Genomic DNA, 13,461 nt, shown 5'->3' with positions numbered 1-13,461 from the left:
TCCGCTTCCCGCCCCCTTCCCGCGTCAGGCCCTGGGAAACCCGGTCGCCCCGGGAGAACCCGACCGGGTCCCGGAGCCCGACCGACCGGTTCGGGCCGGCGCGCACCGTGGGGACCGCCCTGCGGGCGCGCACCGTGGGGACGGGCAGAATCGGGCGGTGCCCGTACACGAGATCACCGACCCCGACGACGTCCGGATCGCCGACTACCGGGCGTTGACCGACGTCGAGCTGCGTACCCGCTGGGAGCCCCCGCACGGGTTGTTCATCGCCGAGGGGGAGCTGGTGCTGCGCCGGGCGTTGCGGGCCGGCTACCCGGCCCGGTCGTACCTGGTCGACGCGAAGCGGGTCGACCAGCTCGCCGACCTGGACACCGGGGACGCCCCGGTCTACGCGGCCACCCCCGACGTGCTGGAGAAGGCGACCGGCTTCCACGTGCACCGGGGGGTGCTCGCCTCGTTCCACCGCAAGCCCCTGCCCGCCGCCGCCGAGGTGCTGGCCGCCGCCCGCCGGGTGGTGATCCTGGAGGACATCAACAACCACACCAACCTCGGGGCGATCTTCCGGGGGGCCGCCGCGCTCGGCATCGACGCGGTGCTGCTCTCGCCGTCCTGCGCCGATCCGCTCTACCGGCGCAGCGTGCGGGTCAGCATGGGGGAGGTGTTCGCGGTGCCGTACGCGAAGCTGGAGCGCTGGCCGGTCGGCCTGGACGAGGTACGCGCGGCGGGGTTCACCGTGCTCGCGATGACGCCGGCGGCGGACGCCGTACCCATGCAGCGGTTGACCCCGGCGCAGCGGGCGCGGGCGGCGTTGCTGCTGGGGGCGGAGGGCCCCGGCCTGACCGGGGCGGCGCAGGCGGCCAGCGACGTGCGGGTGGTGATCCCGATGCGGCGTGGCGTGGACTCGTTGAACGTGGCCGCCGCGGCGGCGGTGGCGTTCTGGGAGCTGGGCCGGGACGACCCGGTCGACGGGTAGTCACCACGACCCCCGGCTATTTGCATGAGAATGCGGGCAGGTGCATAATCTTCCTTGTGTCCAAGGTTCTCACCTCCCTGCCCATCGGCGAACGTGTCGGCATCGCCTTCTCCGGCGGCCTCGACACCTCGGTCGCGGTCGCGTGGATGCGCGACAAGGGCGCCGTCCCGTGCGCCTACACCGCCGACATCGGCCAGTACGACGAGCCCGACATCGACTCGGTGCCCGGACGTGCGCTCAGCTACGGCGCCGAGGTCGCCCGCCTGGTCGACTGCCGTGCCGCCCTGGTCGAGGAGGGGCTGGCCGCGCTGACCTGCGGCGCCTTCCACATCCGCTCCGGTGGCCGGGCCTACTTCAACACCACCCCGCTGGGCCGGGCGGTGACCGGGACCCTGCTGGTCCGGGCGATGATCTCCGACGACGTGCAGATCTGGGGCGACGGCTCGACCTTCAAGGGCAACGACATCGAGCGGTTCTACCGCTACGGCCTGCTGGCCAACCCGCAGCTGCGGATCTACAAGCCGTGGCTGGACACCGACTTCGTCACCGAACTCGGCGGGCGCAAGGAGATGTCGGAGTGGCTGCTGGAACGCGGCCTGCCCTACCGGGACAGCACCGAGAAGGCGTACTCCACCGACGCCAACATCTGGGGCGCCACCCACGAGGCGAAGACCCTGGAACACCTCGACACCGGCATCGAGACGGTCAGCCCGATCATGGGGGTCCGGTTCTGGGACCCGTCCGTGGAGATCCCCACCGAGGACGTCACCATCGGCTTCGACCAGGGCCGCCCGGTGACGATCAACGGCAAGGAGTTCGGCAGCCCCGTCGACCTGGTGCTGGAGGCCAACGCCATCGGCGGCCGGCACGGCCTGGGCATGTCCGACCAGATCGAGAACCGGATCATCGAGGCCAAGAGCCGGGGCATCTACGAGGCCCCCGGCATGGCGCTGCTGCATGCCGCGTACGAGCGGCTGGTCAACGCCATCCACAACGAGGACACCCTGGCCAACTACCACCACGAGGGCCGTCGCCTCGGCCGGCTGATGTACGAGGGCCGCTGGCTCGACCCGCAGGCGCTGATGCTGCGCGAATCGTTGCAGCGCTGGGTGGGCACCGCCGTCACCGGCGAGGTGACCCTGCGGCTGCGCCGGGGCGAGGACTACTCGATCCTGGACACCACCGGCCCGGCGTTCAGCTACCACCCGGACAAGCTGTCCATGGAGCGCACCGAGGACTCGGCGTTCGGCCCGTCCGACCGGATCGGCCAGCTCACCATGCGTAACCTCGACATCGCCGACTCCCGGGCCAAGCTGGAGCAGTACGCCACCCTCGGCCTGGTCGGCGGCGGAACCCCCCAGCGGGCGATCGGCGCGGCCCAGGCCGCCTCGACCGGGCTGATCGGGGCGATGCCGCAGGGCGGCGCGGAGGCCATCGCCTCCCGGGGCGTCGCCACCGCCGACGACGAGGCCCTCGACCGGGCCGCGATGGAGTTCGGCGTCGACTGACCGTCGCATCGCCGGCCGGGACCGGTCCCCGCCCCCGGCCGGCGGAGCCGCCCTCACCGTCCCGGCCGGCGGAGCCGCCCTCGTGGTCGGTCGGGGGCGGTGACGGACGGTGGATGGCGGGGCCCGGGGTCACCGGGGGTAGGTTGTCGCCCGTGTTCCCTACCGTCCGTGAGGTGCTCGCGCTGGACCCGGTCCGCCGCGGCGCGCCCCGGCTGGTAGCCGGGGAGACCGGCCTGGACCGGCCGGTGCGCTGGGTGCACGTGACGGAGGTGCCGGACATCGCCACCCTGCTCGGCGGCGGTGAACTCGTGCTCACCACCGGCATCGGGCTGCCCGCCGACGACGTCGGACTACGCGCCTTCATCGGCGACCTGGTCGCGGTGGGCGTCTCCGGGCTCGTGGTCGAACTGGGCCGCCGCTACCCGACCGAGGTGCCCCGGGTGATGGCCGTGGCCGCCGCCCGGCGCGGGCTGCCCCTGGTCGAGTTGCGCCGGCCCACCCCGTTCGTGCGGATCACCGAGGCGGTGCACGCCCTGATCGTCGACGCCCAACTGCACGAACTGCGGGCCGCCGAGGAGATCCACCAACGCTTCACCGAACTGTCCGTCGAGGGCGCCGGGACCGCCGAGGTGGTCCGGCAGGCCGCCGCGCTGGCCGGCTGCCCGGTGGTGCTGGAGAACCTGTCCCGGCAGGTGCTCGCCTACGACCCGGCGGGGGAGAACGCCGAGCTGCTGCTGGACGGCTGGGAGCAGCACTCCCGACGGCTGCGTCCCGCCGGACGCACGGCGTACGACAGTGACAGCGGCTGGCTGGTCACGACCGTCGGCGCGCGCGGACAGGACTGGGGTCGGCTGCTGCTGCGCTGGCCCGCGCGGGCGGGCCTCGGCGACGGCCGGCCCGTCGGTGCGCCGCCCACCCGGCTGACCATCCTGGTGGAGCGGGCCGCCTCCACCCTGGCGCTGGGCCGGCTGATCCGCCGCGACGCCGAAGGGCTGGAACGGCAACTGCACCACACGCTGCTCACCGCCCTGCTCGACCACTCCCGGCCGGTGGACGAGATCGCGTTGCGGGCGCGGGCGTTGGGGGTGCCCCTGGACCGCCGACACCTGGTCGGCGTCATGGTCCGGCTCCGCCGCGACACCCCGGCCGAATCCGGCGCACCGGGTGAGGGCGGCCCGGCCGAGGCCGGCCCGGCCCGGCTGCGTGACCTCGCCGAAGCGGTCGGCCAGGCGCTACGGGAGGCGAAACTGACCGGGCTGACCAGCCCCGTCGACGACCAGGCGGTGGGGGTCCTGCTCGCCCTGCCGGAGGCCGCCGCCGAGGACCGCGCGCTGGCCGCGTTCGCCGCCGCGCTGCGCCGCCGCCACCCCGACCAGCCGGCGCGCGTGCTCGTCGCCGCCGGTTCCGGGGTGGCGAGCCTACGGGAGGTACGCCGCTCGCTGGTCGAGGCCCGCCAGGTCGCCGAGGCCGCCCGCCGGGACAGCCGTGACCTGCCGGTCTTCCGGCTGCCGCACGTCGGACTGGCCGGCCTGCTGCACCTGCTACGCGACGAGCCCCGGTTGCAGACCTTCGTCGAACGGGAACTCGGCGCGCTGCTGGCCCACGACGCCCAACACCCCCGGGAACAACTGCTCGGCACCCTGCGTGCCTACCTGGAGCAGGGCCGCAACAAGTCGGCAGGCGCGGTCGCCGCACACCTGTCCCGACCGGCCTTCTACGAACGGCTGGCCCGGATCGGCCGGATCCTCGGCGTCGACCTCGACTCGGTCGAAGCCTGCCTCTCCCTGCACGTCGCCCTGCTGGCCCTCGACGCCATCCGCACCCCCTGACGCGCCTCCCCCCGCTCCCACCCTTCCGCCCCGCCACCCTTCCGCCCCGTGCCCGCCCGTGCCCGCCCGTGCCCGCCCGGCAGGTCTCCGGTGATCAAGAGAAATACGTCAGATTCCGTCGGCGGGGTGACGCGAACCTCTTGATCACCGCCCGCGCGGCCTGCCCGTCGACCGCGATCAAGAGGTTTGCGTCAGATTCCGCTGGCCGGGTGACGCATTCCTCTTGATCACCGACCGTCCGGCCGGCAGGTTCGCCGTGATCAAGAGGAATGCGTCGGAATTCGCCGCCCCGGTGACGCGAACCTCTTGATCACCGGGGCGATGAGGGTCGGGTGGGGAAAGGGCGCGGGGGAGCGGGTCAGGTCAGGGTGTCCAGGGTTTTGGCGTAGGCGGCGGGGACGTGGTGGGGGCCGGCCGGGGTGAAGACGTCGGAGGTGGCCGCCGTCGACCAGGCGGCGGCGGGCACCGCGTCGACCAGGGCACGGACCACCGGGGCGTCACGCCACTGGTCCTGGGCGGCCAGCAGGCTCAACGCCACCACCGACTCCTCCACCTCGCCGACGCACTCGAACGGCTTGTGCCCGTCCACGCCGAGCAGTTCCCGGTAGCCGGGGATCTGCGTCCCGTCGGCCAGCAGGTCGCCGCCGAAGATGCCGACCACCCGTTCCCGGGGCATGAACGGGGCCATGGCGAGGAAGACGAACCGGCACTTCGGGCAGTCGCGGCACCAGCGGGCGCTGGCGTCGCGCAGCTTGAACGCGGCGTTGCAGCTGGTCACCACCGCGTCGTAGCGGTCGATGGTGGCGAACAGCCGGGCGATGTGCAGCTCCGACAGCGGGCGCAGCAACGAGAAGTACGGCTCGGTGAGCCCCGCGTGCCCGGCCAGCGCCGCCCGCAGCAGCCCCTCGGCCTCGACCCCCTTGGACCACTGATGGTTGATCTCGTGACCGTTCCAGATCAGGTTCGGGTCGGACGCGGACCGCTCGTTGGACATCACCACCGGCCCGAGCCCGTGCAGCACGGCGGTGGCGACCGCGATCAGCGAGTTGATCGCGGTGACCGGGATGTGCCCGTTGCGCGCCCCGGCGGCGTTCAGGTCGAACAGCACCGGGTCGAGCCGTCGCCGGGCGGCCAGCGCGGGCAACCCGGACGCCTCGTTCACGGCGACGATCACGTGGTTGGGGTTGACCGAGAACGGCACCGGGTCGAAGCCGCCCCGGCGCAGCGCCTCCAGGCTGACGATGGAGTCCTTGCCCCCACCGACGGCCGACAGCGGTCGCCGGTCGGAGTCGTCGTACACCCGGGGTGGCGGGACCTCGCCGGCCGGCACCTCGGGGCGCAGCTCCAGCACGTGCGGGAGCCGATTGCGGTAGGCGTACTCGGCGAGGCCCTTGGTGTAGACGGCGGTGACCAGCGCGGTGGCCGCCGCGCCCAGCGGCGTCGGCAGCACCAGGCGCGGCGGGGCGGCGGCCTTGTAGTAGCTGACCCCGGCCACCACGTGCAGCAGTTCCAGGACCCGGCCCAGGGTGGCCAGCGTCTGCGCCGACGGCGGCGTGGCCGGCACCGGCAGCGTGATCGTCTCGGTGAACCGCTGCTCGCCGTCGGGGCCGGTCAGGGCGTAGTCGAACGACGCCGCGCCGGTGGCGGGGTCGAACGCGTACGACGGGAAGGTGAAGGCGTCCATCCGCCGGAGCTGCTCGTTGGGCACACGCCATACTAGGCCCTGGTCCGTCCGGCCGGGTCCGCTGCGCCGGACCGGGCCGCCGCACCGCCGTCGACACCTCAGGGAGAGTTCGTGCGCCTGTCCGATCTGCGCGGCCGTACCGTCGCCGTCTGGGGGGCCGGCCGGGAGGGCCGCGCCGCCGTGACCGCCATCGCCGCGCACGGCCCGGCCGACCTGGTCGCCGTCGACGACAGCGCCAACTTCCTCACGGTGGCCTGGGAGGGTCCGCTCGCCGAGGCCGCGCCGCTGGTCACCGGCGAGCAGGGGTACGCCCGGCTGGCCGCAGCCGAGGTCGTCGTCCGCTCCCCGGGGGTGCCCAACACCCACCCGTGGCTGGTCGAGTTGCGGGCGAACGGGGCGACCGTCACCCAGGGCACCGCGCTGTGGATGGCCGACCATGCCGACCGGACGATCGGGGTCACCGGCAGCAAGGGCAAGTCGACCACGTCCAGCCTGATCAGCCACCTGCTCGCCGCGGTGGACCGGCCCAACGTGCTGGGCGGCAACATCGGCGTGCCCACCCTCGACCTGCCCGAGGCCGGGCAGTACGTGCTGGAGCTGTCCAGCTACCAGTGCAGCGACCTGACCGACTCGCCCCGGGTGGCGGTGGTCACCTCGCTGTTCCCGGAACACCTGGACGCGCACGGCGGTGAGGCCGAGTACTACCGCGACAAGCTGAACCTGATCGCGTACGGTCCCCGCACGGTGGTGGTCAACGGCAACGACCCCCGCCTCGCCCTGGAGCTGGGCGACCGGACGGCGATCCGGGCCGGCCTGCCCGACAGCGTGCACGTCGCCACCGGCCCGGACGGCACCGACTGGTTCCACCTCGGCGACCGGCCGCTGTTCGCCCGGGGGGTGCTGCCGCTGGTCGGCCGGCACAACGCGGGCAACCTCTGCGTGGCGCTCGCCGTGCTCGACGCGCTGGGCGTGGACGTGGTCGCCGACAAGGACACCCTGGCGGTGGCGGTCGCCGGGTTCCACGGGCTGGCCCACCGGCTCACCGAGATCGTCGACCCGTCCGGCCTGACCTTCGTCGACGACACCCTCGCCACCAGCCCGTACGCGGCGATGCACGCGATCGACGCGTACGACGGGCGGCCGTTGACGGTGATCGTCGGGGGTACCGACCGGGGGTTGGACTACACGCCGCTGGCCGAGCACCTGGCCGAGCGGGAGCTGACCGTGATCGGGATTCCGGACAGCGGCCCCCGGATCGTGGCGGCGCTGGCCGGGTTGCCGAAGGTGCGTACCGAGGTGGTGGACGACCTGACGGACGCGGTCCGGTTGTCGCGGGCGGTGACCCCGCCCGACGGGGTGGTGCTGTTGTCCCCGGCGGCGCCCAGCTACGGCCGGTTCCGCAACTTCGAGCACCGGTCCGAGGTGTTCGCCGAGGCGATCCGGGCCACCGCCGCCGGCTGAGCCCGCGCTGGCCGCCCCGCCCGCGCTGGCCGCCCCGCCCGCGCTGGCCGTGCCGCCCGCCCCGCCCGCGCCAGCCGTGCCGGTCGGGTGACGGCGTGTCAGGCGGGGCGGCGGTCGGGCGACACAGTGGCAGTTGTCGGCGGCGGGCCGGGGTGGCAGCGTGCGGGGCACGCGAACCGCCGCCGCGGAAGGGTGTGCCGATGACCGCCGACGACCTGCTGGCCCGACACCGGGCCGTGCTCCCGTCCTGGATGCCGCTCTACTACGCCGAACCGATCGAGCTGGTCGCCGGCTCCGGCCGCCGGGTGACCGACGCCCGGGGCCGCAGCTACCTGGACTTCTTCGGCGGCGTGCTGACCAACATGATCGGCTACGACATCCCGGAGATCCGCGAGGCGGTGCAGCGTCAACTGGACACCGGCCTGGTGCACACCTCCACCCTCTACCTGATCCGGCAGCAGGTGGAGTTGGCCGAGAAGATCGTGCAGGTCGCCGGCATCCCGGACGCGCGGGTCTTCTTCACCAACTCCGGCACCGAGGCGAACGAGGCGGCGCTGCTGGCCGCCACCAGCTACCGCCGCTCGCACCAGATCCTCGCCGTCCGCAACAGCTACCACGGCCGGTCGTACGCGGCGATGGGCGTCACCGGCAACCGGGGCTGGACGGCCAGCGCGCACAGCCCGCTCCAGGTGGCCTGGCTGCACTCCGGGGAGCGGCTGCGCGGGCTGCTCGCCCGGCTGCCCGCCGACGACCGGATCGATGCCGCCGTGGAGGACCTGCGCGAGGTGCTCGCCACCCAGACCAGCGGTGACGTGGCGTGCCTGATCGCCGAGCCGGTGCAGGGGGTCGGCGGTTTCGTCGCCCCGCCCGACGGGTTGTTCGCCGGCTGGCGCAAGGTGCTCGACGAGCACGGTATCCTGCTGATCTCCGACGAGGTGCAGACCGGTTGGGGGCGTACCGGTGCGCACTTCTGGGGCTACCAGGCGCACGGGGTCATCCCGGACCTGCTCACCTTCGCCAAGGGCATCGGCAACGGCTTCGCCCTGGCCGGGGTGGTCGGCCGGGCCGAGATCATGGAGTCGGTGCCGGCGGTCAGTTTCTCCACCTTCGGCGGGAACCCGCTCGCCACCGCGGCCGGCAACGCCGTCCTGGACTACCTGCGGGACCACGACCTGCAGGCCAACGCCGCCCGGGTCGGCGCGATCCTCGTCGACGGCCTGCGCGCCGCCGTCGCCGACCTCGACGGGGTGGCCGAGATCCGGGGCCGGGGGTTGATGCTCGCCGTGGAGTTCGTCCAGCCGGGTGGCATGGAGCCCGATCCGGCGCTGACCGGCCGGGTCGTCGAGGCGTGCCGGGCGGGCGGCCTGCTGGTCGGCAAGGGCGGCCTGCACGGCAACGTGGTGCGGATGGGTCCACCGTTGACCCTCACCGAGGCCGAGGCCCGCGAGGGCCTGGCGATCCTGGTCGAGGCGATCCGTTCGACGGTGGCGGCGGAGGCGGCGCGGTGACCGGGGCGACCCGGTCACCCGGCCCGCAGGCCGCGCCCACGGTGGACGCTGCCCGGATCGGGCACTTCGTCGACGGTAGGCGGATCGACGGGACGTCCGGCCGGCACGGGGACGTCTTCGACCCGGCGACCGGTCGGCGTACCGGCCTCGTGGCGCTGGCCGACGCGGCGGACGTCGCGGTGGCGGTCGGGGCGGCCGGACGGGCCGCCCGGAGTTGGCGGGACGCCTCGCTGGCCCGGCGCACGGCGGTGCTGTTCGCCTTCCGGGAGCTGGTCCACGCCCGCCGGGACCGGCTCGCCGAGGTGATCACCGCCGAGCACGGCAAGGTGCTCGCCGACGCCGCCGGCGAGGTGCAGCGCGGCCTCGAAGTGATCGAGTACGCCTGCGGCATCGCCTCGGTATTGCGCGGGCGGTTCAGCGAGAACGTCTCCACCGGGGTCGACTCGTACAGCCTGCGGCAGCCGCTGGGGGTGGTGGCGGTGATCTCGCCGTTCAACTTCCCGGTGATGGTGCCGCTGTGGTTCGTGCCGGTGGCGGTGGCCTGCGGCAACGCGGTGGTGCTCAAGCCGAGCGAGAAGGATCCGGGCGCGGCGCTGCTGCTGGCCGAGTGGTTCGTCGAGGCGGGTCTGCCGGCCGGGGTGCTCAACGTGGTCAACGGCGACGCCGAGGCGGTCGACGCGCTGCTCGACCACCCCGACGTACGGGCGGTGTCGTTCGTCGGTTCCACAGCGGTCGCCCGGCACGTGCACCGGCGCGCGACGCTTGGCGGCAAGCGGGTGCAGGCCCTCGGCGGGGCGAAGAACCACCTGGTGGTGCTCCCGGACGCCGATCTGGACCTGGCCGCCGACGCGGCGGTCAACGCCGGGTTCGGCTCGGCGGGCGAGCGGTGCATGGCGATCTCCGCGCTGGTGGCCGTGGAGCCGGTCGCCGACGCCCTGGTGGCGCGGATCGCCGCGCGGATGGCCGGGCTGCGTACCGGCGACGGGCGGCGCGGTTGCGACATGGGTCCGTTGGTGACCGCCGCGCACGCGGCCCGGGTACGCGGGTACGTGGCGGCCGGGGTGGCCGCCGGGGCGGTACCGGTGGTGGACGGTCGGGACGTCACCCCGGACGGGGACCCGAACGGGTTCTGGCTGGGGCCGACGCTGTTCGACCGGGTCACCCCGGACATGTCGATCTACACCGACGAGATCTTCGGCCCGGTGCTCGGTGTCGTCCGGGTCGACTCGTACGACGCGGCGTTGGCCCTGGTGAACGCCAACCCGTACGGCAACGGCACGGCGGTCTTCACCAACGACGGTGGGGCGGCCCGGCGCTTCCAGCACGAGGTGGAGGTGGGCATGGTGGGGATCAACGTGCCGATCCCGGTGCCGATGGCGTACTACTCGTTCGGCGGGTGGAAGGCGTCGCTCTTCGGTGACCTGCACGCCCATGGTGAGGACGGGGTACGGTTCTTCACCCGGGGCAAGGTGGTCACCAGCCGCTGGCCGGATCCGCGCCACGGCGGGGTGAACCTCGGCTTCCCCACCCAGACCTGACCCACCAGACCTGACCCGGTCGGGGCACGCGGTCTGACCGACAACGATCACACGGCGGCCGGCACTCGGCTGGTCAGCCGCTCGGCGGGACCAGCAACGCGTGCAGGGTCACCGGGTCGGTGATCTCGGGCAGGGTGCGGGCGGCCAGCCAGGCCGCCGCCGCCGCGCCGTCCCCGGCCGAGTGGACCGGGGCGTCCGGCCAGCGACGGCCCGCCTCGGCCCGGACCGCCGCGCCGAGCGGGGTGTCCCCGGTGAGCAGCCCACCGCCGAGCACCAGCGGCGTCGTCGCGCCGTCCGGGCGAATCCGACCGGCGCTGGTGACCAGGTGCGCGGCGGCCCGGTGGAGCAGTTCGGCCGCGCCCGGGTCACCGGCGACGGCGGCGTCGACGACCAGCGGGGCGAACCGGGCCAGTTCCACGGGTGGTCGACGGGTGACCGCCTGGACCACCGCGTCGACGGTGTCCCGGGGGCGGGCGGCCATCCCGGTCGTGCCGGTCAGTTCGGCGAGCAGCCGCCGGCCGAGCGGGCCGGGCGCGGTGCCGGTGTCCAGGTCGGCCAGGAGTGCCCGGACCGCCTCCCGGCCCAGCCAGAAGCCGGAGCCGGCGTCGCCGAGCAGCCAGCCGTGCCCGTCGGCGATCCGGTCCAGCCGCAGGTCGCACACCTGGGCGGCGATCGCCCCGGTGCCGGCGATCAGGATCGTGCCGTCGGGCGCGGCGGTGCCGGAGGCGTACCCGACGAGGGCGTCGCTGTGCACCGCGTACGGGCAGCGCAGGCCGGCGTCCGACCAGGCCCGGTCGAAGGCGGCCCGACCGGCCGGGTCGGCGCGTAACCGGCCGGCCCCGGCGAGCCCGATCGCCCCGGCGTGGACCCGGGCCGGATCGACCCCGCGTAGCGCCTCCCGCAGTGCGGTGGACAGTTCGACGGCGGCACGTTCGGCACCGTGGCTGGTGGGGTTGCCGCCGCCGGCCCGGCCGGTGCCGAGGCGTTCGCCGGTGAGGGTCAGGGCGGTGGCCCGGGTGGCCGTACCCCCGATGTCGAGGCCGACCACGACGGTGTCGGACATCCTCGCGGGCCTCCCGGGAGTGCGCTGGTCCAGGGGTGTCCATGCTGGTCGGTGCGGTGCCGCAGGGCAAGACCGGGGGTCGGGAGTGGGCCGCGCGGCAGGTAACAGTTTGAAAACTTCGCCCATGCTCTTGACAGGAAGGGGCCTTCAGTAAGAACTTTTACCACTAACAGTTAACACTCTTTTCCGAAAGGCGCGTCGATGGCCGAGCACGAGGCGGACACCACCGCGGCAACCGCGGTGGTCGATGCCGAGCCGGTCGACCGGCGCAGCGCGGACGGGGTGCTGGCCAGGGTCCGGGCCGGCGCGGGAGAGTTGACGGGAGCGTTGCGCCGGGTCGCCGAGCAGGTGCTCAGCGACCCGGAGGCAGCGGCCCGCGCCACCATCGTCGAGCTGGCCGAACGCAGCGGCACCTCACCGGCCACCATCACCCGGTTCTGCCGGGCGATGGGCTTCGACGGCTACGCCGACCTGCGCCTCGGCATCGCCTCCGAGACCGGCCGGGCGCGCTCGGCCGGCTGGACCGTCGACATCGGCCGGGAGATCCAACCCGGCGACCCGCTGGAGCGGGTGCTCGACCAGATCATGGCTGCCGACACCCGGGCCATGCACGACACCGCCACCCTGCTCGACCTCGCCGAGGTCGAACGGGCCGCCGTCGCCATCGCCGGCGCCGCCCGGGTCAACATCTTCGGGGCCAGCGGCAGCGCGCTGGTCGGCGAGGAGATGCAGTTCAGCCTGCACCGCATCGGGGTCGCCGCCTGGGCCTGGAGCGACGTGCACGAGGGGCTGGCCAGCGCCGCGCTGCTCGGCCCCGGCGACGTGGCGCTGGGCATCTCGCACACCGGGCAGACCCGGGAGACCATCGAGATGCTCGCCGAGGCGGACAGCCGGGGGGCCACCACCGTGGCGCTGACCGGGTTCCCGCGCTCGCCGCTGGCCGAACTGGCCGACATCGTCCTGCTCACCGCCAGCCAGGCCACCACCTTCCGGCCGGACGCGCTGTCCGCCCGGCACCCCCAACTCGTCGTGCTCGACCTGCTCTACATCGCCGTGGCGCAGCGCACCCACGACCGCGCCCACGCGGCCTTCCGGCGTACCGCCCAGGCCGTGCAGGGGCACAAGGCCGCGAAGGGGACCACCTCATGATCAGTGCCCAGGGGTACGCGCGGGCCGTCCGGCCCGTCCTCGACCGGCTGCTCGACACCCAGGCCGACGCGATCGGCCGGGCCGCCGACCTGATCGCCACCAGCCTGCGGGCCGGCGGGGTGCTCCAGGCGTTCGGGGCCGGCCACTCCGAGACGTTCGCCGCCGAACTGGTGGCCCGCGCCGGCGGCCTGGTCCCCACCAACCGGATCGGCCTGCACGACCTGGTGCTGCACGGCGACGCCCCGCGCGACGTGCTCACCGACCCCAAGCTGGAACGCGACCCGGCCGTGGCCCACCAGCTCTACCCGCTGGCCCGGTCGCAGCCGGCCGACGTCTTCCTGATCGCCTCGCAGTCCGGCATCAACGGCTCGGTCGTCGAGCTGGCGACGCTGGTCACCGGGCACGGCCATCCGCTGATCGCGGTCACCTCGGTCGCGCACACCGCACGGGTCGCACCCCGCCACCCGTCCGGGCGTCGACTCGCCGAACTCGCCGACGTGGTGCTGGACAACGGCGCCCCGTACGGCGACGCACTGCTGCCGCTGGAGGGCGGCGGCGCGGTCTGTGCGGTCTCCTCGGTCACCTCCGCGCTGCTGGCGCAACTGGTGACCGCGGAGGTCGTCCGACGGTTCCACCAGGCCGGAGAGGTACCCCCTATCTACCTCTCCGCCAACGTCCCCGGTGGGGACGCGCACAACCTCGCCCTCGAGTCGCGGTACGCCGGGCGTCTCCGGCGCACCGCCTGACC

Annotated in this window: 10 protein-coding genes; 8 read left to right on the top strand and 2 right to left on the bottom strand. The window is 74.0% G+C overall.

Annotation, left to right across the window (positions count from 1 at the left end; translation table 11 throughout):
* The first annotated feature begins 157 nt into the window (after positions 1–157).
* The 3 genes from JQN84_RS15435 to JQN84_RS15425 all read left to right on the top strand — a co-directional run bounded on the left by JQN84_RS15435 (position 158) and on the right by JQN84_RS15425 (position 4,310).
* Positions 158–973, top strand: coding sequence for a TrmH family RNA methyltransferase (locus tag JQN84_RS15435; RefSeq protein WP_204959083.1), 816 nt, complete (start codon positions 158–160; stop codon positions 971–973).
* Between the two features lie 56 nt (positions 974–1,029).
* Positions 1,030–2,481 (top strand): argininosuccinate synthase, encoded by a 1,452-nt coding sequence (argG, locus tag JQN84_RS15430; protein ID WP_204959082.1) that lies wholly within the window; start codon positions 1,030–1,032, stop codon positions 2,479–2,481.
* A gap of 152 nt (positions 2,482–2,633) precedes the next feature.
* The gene (locus JQN84_RS15425) at positions 2,634–4,310 is read left to right on the top strand and encodes a PucR family transcriptional regulator (protein ID WP_307821240.1); all 1,677 of its coding nucleotides are present in this window, start codon (positions 2,634–2,636) and stop codon (positions 4,308–4,310) included.
* Positions 4,311–4,668: 358 nt separating this feature from the next.
* Here the strand turns inward: JQN84_RS15425 and JQN84_RS15420 are convergent, their stop codons facing one another.
* On the bottom strand, positions 4,669–6,018 hold the full coding sequence (locus tag JQN84_RS15420; protein ID WP_204959080.1) for a MurL-like N-terminal domain-containing: 1,350 nt from the start codon (positions 6,016–6,018) through the stop codon (positions 4,669–4,671).
* An 87-nt stretch (positions 6,019–6,105) separates the two neighbouring features.
* Here JQN84_RS15420 and murD point away from each other — a divergent pair, with 87 nt between their 5' ends.
* The 3 genes from murD (at position 6,106) to JQN84_RS15405 (ending at position 10,501) form a co-directional block, all read left to right on the top strand.
* The gene (murD, locus tag JQN84_RS15415; RefSeq protein WP_204959079.1) at positions 6,106–7,455 is read left to right on the top strand and encodes a UDP-N-acetylmuramoyl-L-alanine--D-glutamate ligase; all 1,350 of its coding nucleotides are present in this window, start codon (positions 6,106–6,108) and stop codon (positions 7,453–7,455) included.
* A gap of 200 nt (positions 7,456–7,655) precedes the next feature.
* Positions 7,656–8,963 (top strand): aspartate aminotransferase family protein, encoded by a 1,308-nt coding sequence (locus tag JQN84_RS15410; RefSeq protein WP_204959078.1) that lies wholly within the window; start codon positions 7,656–7,658, stop codon positions 8,961–8,963.
* A gap of 56 nt (positions 8,964–9,019) precedes the next feature.
* Positions 9,020–10,501: a CoA-acylating methylmalonate-semialdehyde dehydrogenase gene (locus tag JQN84_RS15405; protein ID WP_372445993.1), complete on the top strand. Its 1,482-nt coding sequence runs from the start codon at positions 9,020–9,022 to the stop codon at positions 10,499–10,501.
* A 73-nt stretch (positions 10,502–10,574) separates the two neighbouring features.
* Here JQN84_RS15405 and JQN84_RS15400 read toward each other — a convergent pair whose 3' ends face one another.
* A complete protein-coding gene (locus tag JQN84_RS15400) occupies positions 10,575–11,564 on the bottom strand; it encodes an N-acetylglucosamine kinase (RefSeq protein WP_204959077.1) in 990 nt (329 codons plus the stop codon).
* Between the two features lie 201 nt (positions 11,565–11,765).
* Here JQN84_RS15400 and JQN84_RS15395 point away from each other — a divergent pair, with 201 nt between their 5' ends.
* Together JQN84_RS15395 and JQN84_RS15390 are read left to right on the top strand one after the other, a co-directional pair.
* Positions 11,766–12,713, top strand: a complete 948-nt coding sequence (locus tag JQN84_RS15395) for a MurR/RpiR family transcriptional regulator (protein ID WP_204959076.1) — start codon at positions 11,766–11,768, stop codon at positions 12,711–12,713.
* Positions 12,710–13,459, top strand: coding sequence for a sugar isomerase domain-containing protein (locus JQN84_RS15390; RefSeq protein ID WP_204959075.1), 750 nt, complete (start codon positions 12,710–12,712; stop codon positions 13,457–13,459). Before JQN84_RS15395 ends, JQN84_RS15390 begins: the two co-directional genes overlap by 4 nt.
* The last annotated feature ends 2 nt before the right edge of the window (positions 13,460–13,461 follow it).

Source organism: Micromonospora humidisoli, from assembly GCF_016900955.1.
Classification (GTDB): domain Bacteria; phylum Actinomycetota; class Actinomycetes; order Mycobacteriales; family Micromonosporaceae; genus Micromonospora; species Micromonospora wenchangensis.
Note: the sequence above shows the minus strand (reverse complement) of the source record. Positions and strands in the feature narration are given on the sequence as shown.

Excerpts from the sequence above, each read along its gene's own strand:
- JQN84_RS15395 (WP_204959076.1), top strand. The coding sequence starts at position 11,766 with ATGGCCGAGCACGAGGCGGACACCACCGCGGCAACCGCGGTGGTCGAT.
- JQN84_RS15400 (WP_204959077.1), bottom strand. The coding sequence starts at position 11,564 with ATGTCCGACACCGTCGTGGTCGGCCTCGACATCGGGGGTACGGCCACC.
- JQN84_RS15390 (WP_204959075.1), top strand. The coding sequence starts at position 12,710 with ATGATCAGTGCCCAGGGGTACGCGCGGGCCGTCCGGCCCGTCCTCGAC.
- JQN84_RS15410 (WP_204959078.1), top strand. The coding sequence starts at position 7,656 with ATGACCGCCGACGACCTGCTGGCCCGACACCGGGCCGTGCTCCCGTCC.